The 17,732-nt window shown below is 59.1% G+C and carries 14 protein-coding genes; 8 read left to right on the forward strand and 6 right to left on the reverse strand.

The features are described 5' to 3' along the window. Position 1: 1 nt before the first annotated feature. From AB4Z23_RS19825 to AB4Z23_RS19835, 3 genes are all read right to left on the reverse strand, one after another. Positions 2–1,009 (reverse strand): ABC transporter permease, encoded by a 1,008-nt coding sequence (locus tag AB4Z23_RS19825; protein WP_004431273.1) that lies wholly within the window; start codon positions 1,007–1,009, stop codon positions 2–4. Positions 1,010–1,096: 87 nt separating this feature from the next. Then, positions 1,097–3,184 carry an ABC transporter substrate-binding protein gene (locus tag AB4Z23_RS19830; protein ID WP_441360660.1) on the reverse strand — a complete coding sequence of 696 codons (2,088 nt, stop codon included), beginning with the start codon at positions 3,182–3,184 and terminating at the stop codon, positions 1,097–1,099. Positions 3,185–3,292: 108 nt separating this feature from the next. Then, the gene (locus tag AB4Z23_RS19835; RefSeq protein WP_013761095.1) at positions 3,293–4,759 is read right to left on the reverse strand and encodes an alpha-glucosidase/alpha-galactosidase; all 1,467 of its coding nucleotides are present in this window, start codon (positions 4,757–4,759) and stop codon (positions 3,293–3,295) included. A 197-nt stretch (positions 4,760–4,956) separates the two neighbouring features. Here AB4Z23_RS19835 and AB4Z23_RS19840 point away from each other — a divergent pair, with 197 nt between their 5' ends. Then, entirely contained in the window at positions 4,957–5,850 is an 894-nt protein-coding gene (locus tag AB4Z23_RS19840; RefSeq protein ID WP_013761096.1) for an AraC family transcriptional regulator, read from the forward strand. Positions 5,851–5,923: 73 nt separating this feature from the next. After that, the gene (locus tag AB4Z23_RS19845) at positions 5,924–6,391 is read left to right on the forward strand and encodes a hypothetical protein (protein ID WP_035200397.1); all 468 of its coding nucleotides are present in this window, start codon (positions 5,924–5,926) and stop codon (positions 6,389–6,391) included. A gap of 12 nt (positions 6,392–6,403) precedes the next feature. Here AB4Z23_RS19845 and AB4Z23_RS19850 read toward each other — a convergent pair whose 3' ends face one another. Genes AB4Z23_RS19850 through AB4Z23_RS19860 form a run of 3 tightly spaced genes read right to left on the reverse strand, consistent with a single transcriptional unit; the run spans position 6,404 to position 10,960 of the window. Beyond that, a complete protein-coding gene (locus tag AB4Z23_RS19850; RefSeq protein WP_111799977.1) occupies positions 6,404–7,315 on the reverse strand; it encodes a DMT family transporter in 912 nt (303 codons plus the stop codon). Continuing rightward, entirely contained in the window at positions 7,312–9,714 is a 2,403-nt protein-coding gene (locus AB4Z23_RS19855) for a PIG-L family deacetylase (protein WP_441360661.1), read from the reverse strand. The genes AB4Z23_RS19850 and AB4Z23_RS19855 overlap by 4 nt, the downstream gene beginning before the upstream one ends. Before the next feature lie 19 nt (positions 9,715–9,733). Further along, positions 9,734–10,960, reverse strand: a complete 1,227-nt coding sequence (locus tag AB4Z23_RS19860; RefSeq protein WP_111809836.1) for an ROK family transcriptional regulator — start codon at positions 10,958–10,960, stop codon at positions 9,734–9,736. 244 nt (positions 10,961–11,204) lie between these two features. Between AB4Z23_RS19860 and AB4Z23_RS19865 the strand changes: the two genes are divergently transcribed. From AB4Z23_RS19865 to AB4Z23_RS19890, 6 genes are read left to right on the forward strand one after another with little or no spacing between them, the layout of a single operon-like run. Further along, positions 11,205–12,470 (forward strand): extracellular solute-binding protein, encoded by a 1,266-nt coding sequence (locus AB4Z23_RS19865; protein ID WP_112222447.1) that lies wholly within the window; start codon positions 11,205–11,207, stop codon positions 12,468–12,470. A gap of 16 nt (positions 12,471–12,486) precedes the next feature. Further along, positions 12,487–13,428 carry a carbohydrate ABC transporter permease gene (locus AB4Z23_RS19870; RefSeq protein WP_004431252.1) on the forward strand — a complete coding sequence of 314 codons (942 nt, stop codon included), beginning with the start codon at positions 12,487–12,489 and terminating at the stop codon, positions 13,426–13,428. After that, a complete protein-coding gene (locus tag AB4Z23_RS19875; RefSeq protein ID WP_013761103.1) occupies positions 13,425–14,267 on the forward strand; it encodes a carbohydrate ABC transporter permease in 843 nt (280 codons plus the stop codon). The genes AB4Z23_RS19870 and AB4Z23_RS19875 overlap by 4 nt, the downstream gene beginning before the upstream one ends. A 4-nt stretch (positions 14,268–14,271) precedes the next feature. Further along, a complete protein-coding gene (gene argH / locus AB4Z23_RS19880) occupies positions 14,272–15,786 on the forward strand; it encodes an argininosuccinate lyase (protein ID WP_013761104.1) in 1,515 nt (504 codons plus the stop codon). Next, entirely contained in the window at positions 15,786–16,826 is a 1,041-nt protein-coding gene (locus AB4Z23_RS19885) for an ABC transporter ATP-binding protein (protein ID WP_038495377.1), read from the forward strand. The genes argH and AB4Z23_RS19885 overlap by 1 nt, the downstream gene beginning before the upstream one ends. Then, positions 16,823–17,722, forward strand: coding sequence for a carbohydrate kinase family protein (locus AB4Z23_RS19890; RefSeq protein ID WP_419459978.1), 900 nt, complete (start codon positions 16,823–16,825; stop codon positions 17,720–17,722). The genes AB4Z23_RS19885 and AB4Z23_RS19890 overlap by 4 nt, the downstream gene beginning before the upstream one ends. Positions 17,723–17,732 lie beyond the last annotated feature (10 nt).

The raw sequence follows: 17,732 nt of genomic DNA on the forward strand, positions 1-17,732 counted from the left end.
CTCAAGCCCTCCCGAATTCGCGCACACGCGGGTCGAGCATGGCGAGCAGCATGTCGGCGATGATGTTGCCGATGATGAGCGTGGCGGCCAGCACCATCATGAAGGTTGCGGTAACGTAGACATCGCCGACCGCCATGGACCCGACGATGGCGGGACCGACGGTCGGCAGCGCAAAGATGATCGCAGTTTCGATTTCGCCGCTCAGCATATAGGGCAGCACGACGCCCTGATACATAATGAGCGGATGCACGGCGTTCGGCACGGCGTGGCGCATGATGACCGCGCCTTCCGAAAGGCCCTTGGCGCGCGCCGTCTCCACATATTGGGCGTTCAGCGTATCCAGCAGATTGCCGCGCATCACCCGCATATTATAGGCAAGTCCACCGAAAACGGCGATGGCAACCACCGGCCAGACATGGCTGACGAGATCGACGAACTTCCCCCATGACCATGGCGCACCGCCATATTGCGGCGAAAAGAAGCTGCCGATTTCCGACACGTCGAAATGAAACACCATCAGGTAGACGAGGATCAGCGCCATCAGGAAGCGCGGAATGGTCATGCCGAGGAAGGCGACGGTCGAAAGCAGATTATCGATCCAGGAATATTGTCTGGTGGCAGCCCAGATGCCGAAACCGATGCCGAGAAGCGATGAAAGAATGTGGCAGACAAGGGCGAGTGCGATGGTGCGCGGCAGGCGTTCGCCGACCACATCGGCAACCGGCTTGTTGTAATAGAAGCTGTAGCCGAAATCGCCGCGTGTGATGATACCGCCGATCCAGTTGAAATATTGCACGACGATCGGCTTATCGAGACCGTGTTCGATGCGGTAGGCCTGCGCCTGCGCTTCCGCCTGCTCGAAGGACGCACCGCCCTGGTTCATCAATTGCGAGCGGATGTAGTCAGCATAGTCGCCGGGTGGCGCCTGAATGATGGCGAATGTCACCACGCTCAGGATAAGCAGCACCGGAATGGCGGAGCCTATGCGTATTGTCAGGAATCTCAGCATCGAACGGGTATCCTCCGCTTGGCTAGTCCGTGTGTCTCCGGCCGCGCTTCACGCGCGACCGGTACCGGGTTTTCTCCGGGAGGAGTTCTAGTTGATCGGGCCGCCCTCACCCGGCTTGCCGGGAAGCTGCTCGGGGAAAAGCTCGTATTTGCCCTGCTTGTCGGCCGCGACCCAAACGCGTTCGCGGATGATGGCGTCTTCAGCCCAGTTGAACATGAAGATCGGCGTGCCCTGCGGCACATTCGAGAACCGCTTGTTGACGATGAGCGCGCCGGGATATTCGGTAAGCCCTATCGTGTAGAGGTTCTGCGTGTAGACCTTCTGATATTGCTTCATCAGTTCCGCCCGCTCGGCATTGTCCTGCGAGGAGATGAATTTGCGCACGATATCGGCCATCTCCTTTTCGAACGGCATCAGATCCAGTTCCTTGCCTTCAGGTGCGCGATGGTTCCAGCTGGTGCGCGGGCCAACGGGTGCCAACTGCTCGGTATTCTGCACCACGGACGAAAGCTCGGTGGAGTTGCGGCGCACCAGCCAGTCGAACTGACCGCCATAATGGGCCGCATCGCGCTGGTTGGAATCAAGGCTGTTGATGACGAGGCGAAGGCCAAGTTTCGCCATTTGCCCGACAAGGCCTTCCGCGATGCTCTTGTCCGTTGTGTAGCCGTTATTGACCAGAAGAATGATCTCGACGTTTCGTCCGCCCAGTGTCTCATTCGGGAAGTTCAAGAAGCCGTCGCCATCGGTGTCCTTCAGGCCGATTGATGCAAGGGCGGCTTTCGCTTCCTTAAGGTTGAAGGGGTAATAGACCGTGGAATTGCGATCGTAAAAACCGGTGCCCGAGGAAATGCCACCCGGATAGATCGCCGTGAATGGGCCCTTGACGAGCGAGTCGCCGATTGCCTTGCGATCGAGGGCCGAGGTCACCGCCTGACGGAACACCTCGTTGCGGTTCAGCTCGCGAATGGCCTGCCCGCGCTCGTCCGGATTGCCCCAGCCATTGGCGGAAAAGTTCATCTGCAGATTATAGCCGATCAGGCGTGGTCCGAAGGCAAGGCGAGCCGGCGCATTCGGGTCAGCTGCGCGTTTCAGCGAAGCGACGAAATTTTCCGGCTGTTCGAGATTGGAGAAATCGCCCGATCCCGCCACAGCCTGCACATCGCGATCGGCCCAGGTGGAGAGCTTGTAATGAAGCTCGTTGAGATAAGGCAGCTGCTGGCCCTTCTCGTCGACCTTCCAGTAGTATGGATTGCGCCTGAGCACGATGATGTCGTCGGGGCGATATTCCACCGGCACCCAACCACCCATGACAGGCATGTTCATATATTCCGGCGGAAAGGCGTTCTTGAACTGGTTATAGGTGTTCTTGGAATATTTCGGGTGCTGTGGTTTCAGAATATGCGCCGGTCCGGGGCAGAAGCTCGGATAAGCCATGGTATAGAGATATTGCTTCGGGAAAGCGGTCTTGAAAGTCCACTCCACCGTATAGTCATCGATCTTTTTGAGCGTGGTGCCTTCGCCGAAGGCTTCAGGCGACGCGCCGCCGCCGAGCGGCGACACGTTGGGATCGAGAACCGCGTCTTCCCAGTAGAACATGACGTCATCGGCGTTGAACGGCACACCGTCAGACCATTTGGCACCCTCGACCAGATGCATCGTCAGCTTGTGGCCATCCTGCGACCATTCCCAGCCTTTGGCGAGATTGGGCAGCGGTTCGGTGTCCTTGGCATTCACCTGAAACAGCGGCGCTGTGCGCGTCAGGCATTCGGAAAGCGCAATATCGATGCCGCCCCAGCCCTGGCTCTGGCCGGCAATGTAGTTCCAGCCCTCGGGCCGTCCGCCGATCACATGGCGCATCGTATCGCCATAAACGCCGATGCCATCCACCATGTTGCCGGTCTTGTAGACCAGCGGCTCCTCAGGCAAGCGTTCCTTCAAGGGCGGCAGCTTGCCTGTCTTCTCGAATTTTTCGGTGATCCAGTCCGGCTCGCTGTAATCAGGCAGGGCCTTGAATTCGAGGATCGAGTCGCGCGCCACATAATTGATCTTGCCTTCCGCCGGAAACTGCGGCGGCTCCGGCGGCGTGGTGGTTTCGAAGGCGTTCGCACTGAGTGCGATCATCGAAACACCAAGACCCAATGCCGAGATGATACCGATCTTGCGTTGAAGTTGCATCGTCATTCCTCCCAAATGGCAGCTCTTCGACCGCCCACCCTCTGTTGTCGCGATAGCCACGGCGGCGAACTCCCTTTTCACCACCGGCCTGTTCCCATGCCTTTTCCTTCAAACGGCCTTTTTCAGCGCCGATTTCTCGGCCCGTAGTTCCTCGATTGAGCGCACATTGCGGCGCGCCGCACCCGCCCAGTCGCGGGTCTTGACGGTGGATTTCGCAAGCCGCTCCTTGGCATCAGGCACGGCATCCGCATATTGCGGCAGCCAGCGCGCCTGTGCGACAACCATCTCGTCCACCATCTGCCAGACCTCCTCCGGAGTGGCGACGGCGCCGACTAGCGGGTCATGCAGCACGGCAAGCTTCAGAAGATCGATATCGCCGCTGACCGCCGCATGTACCGACATGCGCTGCACGTTGATAGACGCCATGCAGGTCGCCGCGCAGGCTTCCGGCAGCGTGATACCCGAGACCATGTTGATGCCGAAACGATCCACGAAACCGGGTGACTCAATGATCGCATCAGAAGGAAGGTTGGTTATGACGCCATTGTTCTTGACGTTGAAGTGGCCGCGATAGACACGCCCGGTTTCAAGCGCTTCCAGAATGTGGCTCGCATGTTCGTTGGAGCGCTTCTCCGGTTCGATGGGCTTGGCGGCGGACGCCAGGAACTGCGGGAATTCCGTTTCGAACCAGTTCCGCGTCTCGGTGGAGTGGCGCAGATAACCGCCGGTTTCGCCGTGAATCCAGTCCGACATATCGATCCAGCGGGCGATTTCATCCGGGCGCTTGCGGTACCACGGCAGATATTCGGACAGATGGCCGTTGCTCTCCGTCGAATAGACACCGAAGCGCTTAAGCACGTCGATGCGCAGCTTTTCCTGCTGTGAGAAAACCGGATGCGCCTCGAAAGCGGCGACCAGCTCTTCTTTGCCGATCTTGCGGCCATTCAGCCTTAGATCGATGAACCATGTCTGGTGGTTGATGCCCGAGCAGATGTAATCAAGTTCGGACGGGGATTTTGCGCCGAGAATTTCAGCGATCTGCTCCGCACCGTGCTGCACACCGTGGCAAAGACCAACCGTATCCACCTTGCCGTATTCGATGGCTGCCCATGTATTCATGGCCATGGGGTTGGCGTAATTCAGGAACTTGGCACCGGGTGCGGCGACCTCGCGGATATCCTTGCAGAAATCCAGAATGACCGGAATGTTACGCTGGCCATAGAGAATGCCGCCGGCGCAGATGGTGTCACCGACGCACTGGTCGATCCCGTATTTCAGCGGAATACGGATGTCGTCCGCATAGGCTTCCAGACCGCCGACCCGCACACAGCTTATGATGTATTTCGCACCCTCGAGCGCGCGACGGCGATCGGTATGCGCTGTCACTTTCACCGGAAAACCGTTGGCCTCCACGACCTTGTCGAGGATCGCCCTGATCATATCCAGATTGTGCTGGCTGATATCCGTCAGCGCGACCTCGATGTCGCGAAACTCCGGCACGCACAAAAGATCGGTGAACAGTTTTTTCGTGAATCCGACGCTTCCGGCGCCGATTATAGCGATTTTGAAACTCATAACGCCACCTCTGTTGCAAATCGAACGGGTGAAACGGGCCAAACGATCATAATAAGGCGATGCGAGAATATACCTGTAAGAACCCCGGAAAACCGGCACTCCTGAAAAATTCTCCGCAACAATATCGCGCTGGCTGTCTCCTCGGTTCGGGATTATGCGTATAATGACGAGCGGAACCAGAGAAGGATTATGCTTTCATGGGTAATTTTGTGCTGCGCGATTTGATCGATCAGGGGCCGGGGATGCGGACCGTCTCGCTGCCCCGCGGCCGCCAGACCCTGCACACAATGCCCACCAGCAGCGGCTATGAAATCCGCAGCAGTGGCAATTATGACTGGGACGGACGAAAGCGCGGACAGACACCATTCACTGTGCTGCAATATTGCATTGGCGGACAGGGAAACCTTCGTTACGAAAACCGTCATTACGTGGTGAAGCCGGGCGAAACCCTTCTGCTGCTCATCCCGCACAATCATCGCTACTGGCTGGAAGCGGGAAAGCAATGGGAGTTCTTCTGGATCTCCATGAATGGCGAGGAGGCCTTGCGCATTCACCGCAATATTCTTGCCGTCACCGGGCCTATCCTCAAGCTGCAACAGGAAACCGTCGATCATCTCGCCCATTGTTGCTCGCGCCTCGTCAACGGCGCGGAAACACCAGGGGCGGCCTCCGCCGTCGCCTATGAAGCGGCGATGACGCTTTATGACGACGTGTTCGGCTCGCATCCCTCCTTTGGCGGTGAATATCGCACCATGCAGCAGGTGCTGAGCTATATAGACGGGCATCTCGGAGAGCGTCTTTCCGTCAGCGATCTTGCCGCCGTCGCCGGCCTCAGCCGTGCGCATTTTTCCCGCATCTTCACGGCAAGCGAAGGCCTGCCACCGGCCGAATTTGTATTGCAGCGACGGTTGAGGCGGGCAGCCAAGCTTCTCACCACAGCCGAAAACATCCCCATCAAGGAGGTATCCGTGCTATGCGGCTTCGAAGACCCGAACTATTTCTCGAAGGTCTTCCGCAGGCTATATGGCATCAATCCAAGCGAATTCCGCACCACCGGCATGTATGCGAGCGTTCAGCAGAGCAGATCGTAAAAAACAACTTCGTTTTGCCACGTTTCAGGCGATTAAGAATTGGCCATACAGCCCCTTTTGGAGACCGAATGAGGTGAACAACAAAATCAGGAAGATCCTCATCTTTCCGCTTCGGGCAATCATCGTGTTTGCCCTGATCCTCGACGGCATTTTTCGCCCGCTTTATCGGCCGATCATCAAGGCGATATCCAGACTGACATTCATCAGGAAACTGGAAAGCCGGATTGGCGGATTACCGCGTCTTGCCATTCTTCTTTTGCTGGCTGTGCCATTTGCCATCGCCGAACCGATGAAAATCATCGGCCTGCTCCTCATCGCGCACGGCACCGTCAAAACGGGAATTGCGCTGACGATCCTCGCTCACCTCGCCACATTCCTGATTGTCGAGCGCATTTACCACGCCGGTAGGGAGAAGCTCCTCACCTACGCCTGGTTCGCATGGATCATGCGATATGTGCGGTTTGCCCGTTCGTTTTACGATCGCTTCAAGCGCGCGACACTGGGCTGGATCCGGCTGAGCGTTCTGGCGCGTCAAAGATAAAAGCGGCACCTTTCACCGCCGGCCGCGCAACTTCTTCAAAAGATATTCCGCAAAGGCGGTTGCCTGCAAGGAGACGAGAATGATGGCAATGCCAAGAACAACACGGGCTTCGGGCACCTCGTCAAACAGGAAGTATCCCACAGCGGTCACGAACAATATCGACAGATATCCGACGGGCGCCAGAACACTGGCGTCAGCGATGCGATAGGCCCGCAGGAAGCAATATTGCCCCATTTGCGCAAGCAGGCCGATGGCGAGCAGCGCCCCCCAGTCGAGCGGCATGACCGGTTTCCACGTCCAGATCGCCGGAACGGCGGTAATGACGGCAAGACCCACCGTGTAGAACACCATCATGACAGTGGTGTTTTCCTGCCGCAGCGCCCGGGTCTGGATCACCGCAAGCGCGCCGAACACCACCGAAACGAGGACGACGAGCACGCCTGCGTTAATCTCCGCGTCGCCCGGCCCGATGACTACAAGAACGCCAACAAATGCGAGGCAAGCGCCGACCCAGCGATATCGGCTCACCTTTTCACCGAGAAAGACAACCGCCATGGCCATCGTCACCAGCGGGCGTGAGAAGCCGACAGCATTGACGGTGGCGAGCGGCAAGAGGGTGATGGCGACGAAGTTGCTGGTGAGTGCAATGGCGTTGCAGCAGATTCGGAAAAGGTTGCGCCAGGGATATTTGACGCGCGCCATTTCCCCCCGGTGTCGCCAGATAAGCGGCAGGATGAAGATCAGGCCGATCATCGCCCTTATGAAGACGAGCTGGAATGCCGGATAGGTCACACCCTGCGCCTTGACGAGGGCTGTCATTCCACCCGAAACCAGGGCCATATCCATGAGCAGCCAGCCGATGCCCGCGCGAGCATCGTTTTCGCGCGGGTTTTCCTGTTTTTCACTCTGGTCCTGGCCATTCACGCGGGTTGCACAAGGTTTGCCATGAGGCGGAATGCCCCCGGCACCAGCTTGTCCATCTGGTGGTGCAGCACGAGGCTTGTATGCGTATGCCGGCCCTTGCCAATGGCTGCCGAGACCAGCGCCCCTTTCAGAGGCTGTTCATCGACATCGTGCATGGCGAGCAGGGGTTCATAAGCATCATCCCAGCGCGCAGCGAAATAGAGCCCTCTCTCCTTGTCCCAGCCCGTCCAGTCGGCAGCACCGATCGTGTTGGGCCCGACAAGCAATGGGTGATCGGGCAATAGCACCGTCACCTCCGCATTTGGGTCCGTCACCCGCCAACGCAGGGAAGGCTTACCGATCTCAAGCCGCCTGACGGGCGTCGTCTCGGGATTCCATCCGTCGGTTGGACGGTGATAGAGCGTGACAAGATGGCCGCCTTCTTCGACGAAGCGGTGAAGCCTTTCGGTTGCCGCAGCTAGATCCTTGCGAATGCCGAAGGCAAAGATGCCGACAACAATCGTCGTGAAGGACGAGAGATCACCGCCAAGCGCCTGCGCATCGAGTTCGGTGACATCAAGACCCATGCGCGAAAGCCATGACCCGACCCGGTCGGCACCGCCGCCGACATAACCGACGCTCGCGCCCTCGGGCAGCTTGAGATCGAGCGAGAGGATTTTCAGAGCGGAGGGTGCCAGAAACCGCGCCCGGCCTATATGCGGATATGCGATGGGCGTGATCTGGAAGGCAGGTTGCGAATCGACAAGCGCTTCGATCTGGGCAAGGCCGACCGCCGCCTCACCGGTACGCTCGGCAATCCAGTCATTGCCGGTCTTGCGCAGGTTCCAGCCACCCGTACTCCTGAACGACAGCGGTGCATCGGCACCCTTTATGTGTGCCTGAAAAACATGGGAATCCTGCCCCTGTCCAAGTGGAACCAGAAGCGCATCGGGCGAAATCGTCAGCGACTGCGCCGGCGTCACGAAAAACGGCTCCTCCAGATCGAAAGCGGCCGAAACCTCCCTGCCTCCAATCCTTACGGACAGGCGCACCGAGGCATGACCATTACCGCCTGAGGCTTTCCAGTCGGGCTGGTAAAGCCCGGAAACGGCCGCGTCCTGATCGGCGGCAAGTGAGAAGACCATTGTCTGACCACGCGACTGAACCGAAGACGATACGCCAGCCGGAAGGACCGGGGTAACCTCGACGTCAAATTCAGCCGCCTTTCCCGCGAGTTCCACATGGAAAGATGACGTCCCGCCCGGAACGATCTCGGCCGGCTCGGCATAGGCCCGCTCGAAAAGATCGAGCGCCGTCAGGATAGCGGCATCGACCTGCGCCCGTTTGCGCGCGATCCGGTGCCCATGCAACTCCCTGAAGTCCGGCGCTGCGGCCTCGTCGACCTCTTGCAAAAGGGCTGCCGCCGTCAGAAGTGAGGCCGTGATCCGCTGCGTGTCGGGAAAGGCATCGATTGCGTCAGTGATTGCCTGTTCGGCTGCAACCAGCGCCTTTGCCAAATCGGCGGTAAGACCCGGAAAAGCCGAGAGATCAGCCAGCGATGACGGCAGGCTGTCGAGGATCGAGCTTTCCTCACCGCCCGCGACGTTGGAGAGCTCGAGATGCAGTGGCCATGCTTCCTGCGCCCGCTTCGGCCAATGTCCCATTCCCTGTGAGGCATGATAATAACGCGACCATTCGCCGATGCGGTCATATTGCGCGCCGGTTGCCCGCTCCTTGCCCACCGCATTGACTGTCAGCGTCGTTTCCGGCGGAGGCACCTCGTCATCATAGGTGTCACCACCACCAGACCATGCAGGAAGATAATATTTGGCCACCTTCCACGGTTTCAGCCCCTCGGAGAAATGCTCGGGATAGGCGGCAGGATCAGCCGCCAGCGCGATTGCGCTTTTCGCCGCGCGCGTCATGGCGCGGTGGTGCCCGTGTTGTCCCGGCACGTCGAGAAATGTCGGAATGACGATATCGGGCCGTTCCTTGCGATAGGCGCGCACCAGCCGCTCGACGATGCGCTGCTGCCCCCATCGACCAAAGGTCTGGTCGCCATCCTTGGAGAAGCCGAAGTCGTGGATGATATCCGCCGGGCCATGGCCGAGCCAGCTTATGTCCGCATCGATGATGCGGGCCGCCTCCTCCAGCTCCCGCGACCGGATGACACCAAGCGCGCCCAGCCGCTCCGGCCCAAGCGCATTCTGCCCGCCTTCACCGCGCGTCGAGCAGGCGATGATGATCCGCATGCCCAGTTCCATCCGGAAATAGGCAAGAAGACCGTTCTGCTCGTCGTCCGGATGTGCACCGGTGTGCATGACGGTGACAGTGGATTTCAGTGCGCTCAGTTTACGGTGCAGACGCACGAGCCATGGATCGGCCATCTGCCGTTCGATGCGCTCCCGGGGGTTAAGCATGGGCGGTCTCCTCCAATATTCAGCCGGGCACCTGCGCTGCGGCGCCCAGGGACGTCTCAAGTTTTGGTGTGACAATGTCGAACAGCGGCAAGGCGGCAGCACCAAGCGCCGCCGTCAACTGTCCGGACTTGCCGTGGATGACGCGCGGCAACTCTCTTTGCCGCCGGCTTGCAACCGAAGTCGGCAGATGCCCCATCCGCGCAATGATCTCGCTGATGATGTTTTCAGGCAGCGCACCGCCGAGAATGACCGTCTGCGGATCGAGAATGTTCTCGAGCATCGCCACCATGGGCGCCAGATGGACGGCTGCCTCGTCGATCCATTCCATCACGACCGGATTGCCCGCGCTGAACAGGGCTTCAAGATCATCAAGCTCCGTGTCCGCAACACCGGCGCAGACGAGCTTTTCCTTGAGCACATAGACGGAAGCATAGGCCTCCAGGCAACCTCTTTGCCCGCAAGACGGGCAAGGCCTTCCCTTGGGCGAGACCGTCACATGGCCGATTTCGCCGGCGTTGCCGAAAGCGCCGCGATAGGGCGAACCATCCTGGATGATGCCGAGACCGATGCCGACGCCGAAATAGATCATGCAAAAATTCGGGATAGCCAGCCCTGCGCCGAACAGGCGCTCGCCGACAGCAGCGGCCGTCGCATCGTTTTCCACCACGACCTGTTGGCCGCAGGCATCGCTCAGCATCTGGCGGGCATCGACACCCACCCAGCCGGAAAGCGTCGTCGGACCGACAGAGGTCATGCCGTCAATCTCGAAAGGTCCGGGCATGACGACGCCGGTGCCAAGCAGCCTGCACCCGACATTCTTCGCAATCGCTGCATGTTCCGCCGCAAAGGTTTTGAGTATGGCGTCCGGCGTGGTGTCCTTGAGCGGGGTAACGCGCTGCGTGCGCAACACGCCGGCCAGATCAAGACCGACGGTGACCATATGGTCTGCGGCAATCTCAACCCCGATCGTTGCGCCACCATCCGGGTTGACAGCAAACTGTATCGGCGGCTGCCCCCTGCCGGTGCGCCGGCGACCAAGCTCTTTCAGGAGTCCCTCGCCCACCAGTTCATCGACGATATTGGCGACCGCCTGGGGTGTGAGATGCGTGATCTTGGCTAACTGGGCGCGACCGAGCGAGCCGTGCCGCCTGACGATGTCGAGTACGACTCGCCTGTTGTGTTCGCGGCTGCGCTCAGGATTTTTTCCGATTGCTACGGGATAGGTATCCACCGTGTGCACCGTCATCTCTTCAACTTCCCGTCCGTTAGAAAATTCATAGCGTCGAAGCGAGGATAAGCGCAATATAATAATTCAAGTAAATTATGTTATTGACAAATGCTCGCCTTCAGAGAACCGTAGAGAGCGACCGGGGGTCAGAATTGCAAGGGGCGGAACGCGTAAAATCCCGCTGCCGGCAAATCGATGAGCGCGCGCGAAAGCGCGGATAAAGGGAACGATCACTCCGCATCCGGAAGACCGGGCGGAGAAAATGGAGGCTTACATGCGCAGGGCAACTTTGTTCGCCGGCTTGGTCGCCGGTTTCAGCACATTTGCATTCAACGCCGCGCAGGCGGTTGAAATCGAATATTGGCAATATGTCTTCGACACACGCGTCAAAGCGATGGACGAGCTTATCGCCGAGTTTCAGAAGGCCAATCCGGATATCACCATCAAACAGGTGACCTTCCCTTATGCCGACTACCAGACGCGAGTGATTGCCGCCAACATGTCCGGTAAAGGCCCTGACGTGATGCAGCTCTTCTACGGCTGGCTCGACAAGTTTGCAGCCGGCGGTATCTTGCAGCCGCTGCCGACCGACGCTTTCCCGCATGACAAGATCGAAAGCGAATTTTTCCCCATCGTCGGCGCCATGAAGCGAGGCGACGATTATTACGGCTTGCCGACGGCGGTTCGCTCGCTCGCACTTTTCTACAACAAGAAGCTCTTCACGGAAGCCGGTCTTGACGCCGCCAATCCGCCGAAGACGCTGGACGAATTTGTTGCCGCGGCGGAAAAGATCGCCAAGCACGATGCCGCTGGAAACCTGACCGTTGCAGGCTCCACGCTCGATATGGGCGGTCAGGACCACCAATGGTGGCGCGAAGTTCTTATCCGCCAATATGGCGGCGAGCCCTACACCGACAACGACCAGAAAGTCACCTATGACAGCGAGGCGGGCATCCAGGCGCTGAAGTTCTATACGAGCCTGCAGCTTGAAAAGAAGATCGGTCAGGTGGGCTTCATGGACGAAGGCCAGGCTGCCTTCCGTGCGGGCAAGGCAGGCATGACCATCGACGGCACGTTCAGGCTTGGATCTTTCAGAACCATCAAGGACTTCGAGTGGGGCGTGACCGAGCTTCCCACCAACGACAAGAATATCCGCTCCAACTATGCCAGCTATTTCGCCAATGGCATCAGCGCCAAGACAACCGGTGAAGAACTGGAAGCCTCGAAGAAATTCCTCGCCTACATCTCCTCACCGGAAGCCATGGCGATCTGGCTGAAGACGGTTGGCGAGTTGCCGGCGCGGCGATCTGCGGCGTTGACCGAGGAGAACCTGAAAGACCCGATCTATGCACCGTTCCTGAAGGGTCTCGAATACGCCCATACGACACGGTTCATGGATGAGGCAGCCCAGCGGCAGAACGCCATCGACATGACGAACCGGATTTTGCTCGAGGGTCAATCCGTCGAGGAGTCCATCAAGCAGGCCGCCAGCGCCGAGCAGGAAATCATCGACGCGGCCAAACCGTAAAACCGCAGGTCCAATCATGACAGCGATCGATCAACAGGGGGCGGCATCCGGCCGCCCCGGCGGCTCCTTCGGGGATCGCTTTTCCATGCGCACGAAGCGGCTTGTGTGGATCTGGAGCTTTCTGGCTATCCCGATCCTGTTTTACAGCATCATCCGTTTTTACCCGACGTTGCAGGCCTTCTGGTTGTCCTTCACCAACTGGGACCTGCTGCGCCCGGCAAAGTTCATCGGCGTTGCCAATTACGTCAAGCTGTTCAAGGATCCGCAATTCTGGAAGGTTTTCAAGAACACCTTCACCTATCTCATCGTCGGCACGCCCATCAGTCTGGTTCTGGCTTTCGTCATCGCCTTTTATCTGGATCGGGTGCGCATCCTGCACGGTTTCATCCGCGCGCTTTATTTCCTGCCCTATCTGACAACGGCAGCGGCAATGGCATGGGTCTGGCGCTGGTTCTATCAGCCGCCGCCGATCGGCATCATCAACGACGTGCTTGGCATGATCGGAATTCCGCAGCAGCCATTCATCCGTTCCACCGATCAGGCGCTTTATTCGGTCATGGTGACGTCCATCTGGGCCGGGCTTGGTTTCCAGATCATCATCTTCATGGCGGGCCTGCGCTCCATTCCGACGACATTTTATGAGGCCGCGCGCATCGACGGACTTGGCGAATGGGCGATCCTTCGAAAGATCACGCTGCCGCTCCTGAAACCAACCACCGTTTTCCTGGTCGTCTTCTCCTCAATCGGCTTCCTGCGCATTTTCGATCAGGTCTACAACATGACCACCAACGATCCGGGCGGACCGCTCGGCTCAACCAAACCGCTGGTGCTGATGATCTACCAGACCGCGTTCAACTCCTATGCGATGGGTTATGCCGCCGCGCAGACCGTTGTCCTGTTCACCATTCTTCTTGTCGTGTCGCTGGTCCAGCTCTGGGTTCTGAGGGAAAAGAAATGAGCGAAGCGTTGCCACTCTCCCACGCCCGCGTCCGCCCCGGCCGCATCCTTGCCTGGACGCTGCTGTTCATCGGCGGCCTGATCATGATTTCGCCACTGCTCTTCATGTTTTCGACCTCGTTCAAGACCGCGGATCAGGTCTATGATCTCAGGCTCATTCCCGCAGCACCGACGCTTGCGAATTACATGACTGTCTTGGCCGACGGCCGTTTCCTCCGCTGGTTCTTCAACTCGATGTTCGTTGCGGTCATCGTCACCGTCTCCAACTGCTTCTTCGACAGTCTGGTCGGTTATACGCTGGCCAAATTCGAGTTTCGCGGTCGCTACTTCATCTTCCTCGCGATCCTTTCCACGCTGATGATTCCGACCGAAATGCTTGTTATCCCCTGGTATCTGATGTCCAGCCAGCTTGGCTGGCTCGACAGCTACTGGGGCATCATGTTCCCGGGAATGATGACGGCCTTCGGCACCTTCCTGATGAAGCAGTTCTTCGAGACGGTTCCGAACGACTTCCTGGAGGCAGCGCGTGTCGACGGGCTGAACGAATTCCAGATCTGGTGGAAGGTAGCCCTGCCGCTGGTGACGCCTGCCCTTTCGGCGCTTGCAATCTTCACCTTCCTCGGCAACTGGACAGCATTCTTCTGGCCCCTGATCGTGACTACCAGCAAGGAGCTGTACACGCTGCCCGTCGGCCTATCGAGCTTTGCGGTGGAACAGCAGATCCAGTGGGAAATGATCATGACCGGCGCTGCCATTGCGACCATCCCAACCCTTATCGTCTTCATCGTCCTGCAACGCTACATCGTTCGCGGTGTGATGCTGGCAGGCCTGAAAGGATAACACCATGGCCGATATGAACCCGCGCCTGTCGGATACCAGCAAGTTTCCCGACCCAGTTTACAAGGAAACCGTGCTGCGTCCGCTTTTCGATGGCGCCAAGAACCACCATGTCGACGGTTTCCGCCGCATCGACCGCGCCCATCTGGTCATGCTGCGCGAGACCGGCATTCTCGATGCGGACACGGCAGCAAAAATCGCCGGAGCGCTTGATGACATCGACAGGACCATCAATCCGTCGGAGCTGGTCTATACCGGCGAGGTCGAGGATTTCTTCTTCCTGATCGAAAAGGAGCTGAAAGCCCGCATCGGTGTCGATGTGGCAGGCCGCCTGCACACGGCACGCTCGCGCAACGACATCGATCACACGCTTTTCAAAATCGGCCTGAAAGACAAGATCGACACGCTCACTGCCAAGGCGCGGCTTCTGCTGGCCGCCCTGATCGACGCCGCCGAGCGCAATGAGAAGACGTTGATCGTCGCCTATACGCACGGACAACCGGCCCAGCCCACCACCTTCGGCCACTATCTTTCCGCCGCCATCGAAGTGCTGATCCGGGATATTGACCGCTTCACTGAGGCCCGGCGCATCGTCGATCTCTCACCCATGGGCGCTGCGGCCATCACCACGTCTGGCTTTCCCATCGACCGGGCACGTGTCGCCGAACTTCTCGGCTTTGCGGCACCCTTGCGCAATTCCTATTCCTGCATCGCCGCCGTCGACTATACAACAGCGACCTATGGCGCCATCGAATTGATGTTCCTGCATCTCGGCAGGCTCATTCAGGACTTCCAGTTCTGGACGAGCTTCGAAGTCGGGCAGATCTACGTACCGAATTCGCTGGTGCAGATTTCGTCGATCATGCCGCAGAAACGAAACCCGGTCCCGATCGAACATCTGCGCCACCTCGCTAGCCAGACATTCGGGCGGGCACGGACCATGCTCGACGTGATGCACAACACGCCCTTCACCGACATGAACGACAGCGAGGGCGAAACCCAGGGCATGGGTTACGAAGCCTTCGCCTCTGCCGGCCGGGTGCTCGATCTCCTTGCCAGCCTCGTCGGCAAGATCAGTATCGATCCGGAAAGGGTCGACCAGAATATTCGCCGTTCCTGCATCACCATCACGGAACTGGCAGATTCTCTTGTCCGCATCGAAGACCTGTCATTCCGCCAGGCCCATGAAATTGCCGCAACCGTCGCCAAAAGCGTTGTCGCGCTGAAGGGCGACCTGCCGAACGACGGTTACCAGCCGTTCCGCAGGGCGTTCGAGGAACTGGCAGGACGCGAGACCAGTGTCGATGAGGAAAAGTTTAGGCAGATCGTCTCGCCTGAGCACTTTGTCGCCGTGCGCAGCCGCTTCGGCGGCCCTGCCCCGGAGCCGATGCGCGAGGCGATTGCGGCCTATCGCGACAAACTTGCTGCGTTTGAAGCAGAAGCACAGCGATCCACCGACTACGAAGCGGCAAAAGCTGCTGAGCTTGCAGAGAAATTTACCGCCCTGACGGGAGCGCGATAATGGCGACAATCGAACTCAATCAACTCGTAAAGCGCTACGGCAAGGTGGAGGCAGTCAAAGGCATCGACCTTGCCATTGAAGACGGCGAATTCGTCGTATTCGTCGGCCCTTCCGGCTGCGGCAAATCCACGACACTCAGAATGATCGCGGGTCTGGAAGAGATTTCGGGCGGAACGCTGAAAATTGCCGGAAACGTCGTCAACGAGAAAGAACCGAAACAGCGCAACATCGCCATGGTCTTCCAGAACTATGCGATCTACCCGCATATGACGGTTCGCCAGAACATCGGCTTCGGGCTCTATACCTCAAAGCTCGACAAGGCGGAAAAGAACCGGCGTATCGAAGAGGCCGGTCGGGTGCTCGGACTTGAGGCATTGCTCGACCGTCGGCCCGCGGCTCTGTCAGGCGGACAGAGGCAGCGCGTCGCCATCGGCCGCGCCATGGTGCGCGATCCCTCAGCCTTCCTTTTCGATGAGCCGCTGTCCAATCTCGACGCCCAGTTGAGATCGCAGATGCGCATTGAAATCAAGCGCTTGCACCAACGTCTTAAGACAACCACCGTCTACGTCACTCACGATCAGGTGGAAGCCATGACGATGGCCGACCGGATTGTCGTGATGAAGGACGGCCATATCCTCCAGGTCGGCACGCCCTCGGAACTTTACGAGACGCCGGTGGACGTCTTCACTGCGCGTTTCATCGGCAGCCCATCGATGAACCTGCTGCGGGGCAAAAGAACGACGAACAGCGTTACACAGTCTGCCGATGGCGATCTGCTGATTGGCATTCGCCCCCATGATCTGCTGGTTGGAGAAGGCGAGGCAACTCAAGGGTCTTTCTCGCTGGAGGGAACAGTGACAGCCGTGGAGCCGCTCGGCCCGGAAACGCTGGTTCATCTGGACACGCCCACGACCTCGGTCATCGCGACAGCAAGGGGCAAGGCCATTCCCCAGGTGGGTAGCCGCTTGCAATGCGAGACGCAGGCAGGCGCGCTCTATCTTTTCGATGCCAAGACGGAAGAGCTTCTGGGCCGCGCATGATGAGGACAGACACGGAAAAGTCAGCGGTCATCAGTATCGGCCGAATCTATTGCGACCTCATTTTCACCGGGCTTGACGAATTGCCGGTGCTCGGACGGGAGCTGTTTGCCAGCGACATGGAAATCGCCGCCGGTGGCGGGGCTTTCATTGCGGCTGCGCATTTCGCCCATATCGGCCGCACGGCCACACTGCTGGCAAGGCTCGGCACCGACACCTTCTCACGTGCCATCGGCGAGAAAATGCAGCAAAGCGGTGTAGACCTGCAATTTCTGGAACACTCGGCAGATGCGGGCCCGCAGGTCACCGTCGCGACGGTGGTTGGCCATGACAGGGCGTTTTTGACGCGGCGCGCCGGTATCGCCCGGCCATCGACCCTTGATGCCGCCTTTTCGTGGAACGGGGCCTGCCATCTGCACATCGCGGAATTCGCCACGCTGCACGAAATCCCCGATCTCGTCGCCCGCGCCAGGGACAGCGGACTGTCCGTCTCGCTCGATCCCAGCTGGGATGCCTCGCTGATTTACGACAAGGGCCTGCTCAAGGCGTGTGATGGCGTCGACGTGTTTTTGCCCAACCTCGAAGAAGCCGAGGCGATCACAGGCCATTCTGACCCTGAGGCGGCGGCCAGGGCCTTGTCGGGGTCGTTTCCTGTCGTCGCCCTGAAAGGCGGCGCAGAGGGCGCCTGGGTGTCCTCGCAAACAGGCCTACACCATGCGGCGGCGAAGAAGGTACCCGTCGTCGACACGACAGGCGCGGGTGATGCCTTCAATGCCGGTTTCATCGATGCGTGGCTTCGGCGGGCGGACGAGAAGCTATGCCTTGAGGCAGGCGTCGCGGCGGGTAGCCTTGCCGTGCAGGCCACGGGCGGCGCGCCGAGAACGACCGCCGCCGCATAATCCCTGCCAG

It is taken from the genome of Agrobacterium sp. MCAB5 (assembly GCF_052114365.1).
In the GTDB taxonomy this organism is placed as follows: Bacteria; Pseudomonadota; Alphaproteobacteria; order Rhizobiales; family Rhizobiaceae; genus Agrobacterium; species Agrobacterium tumefaciens.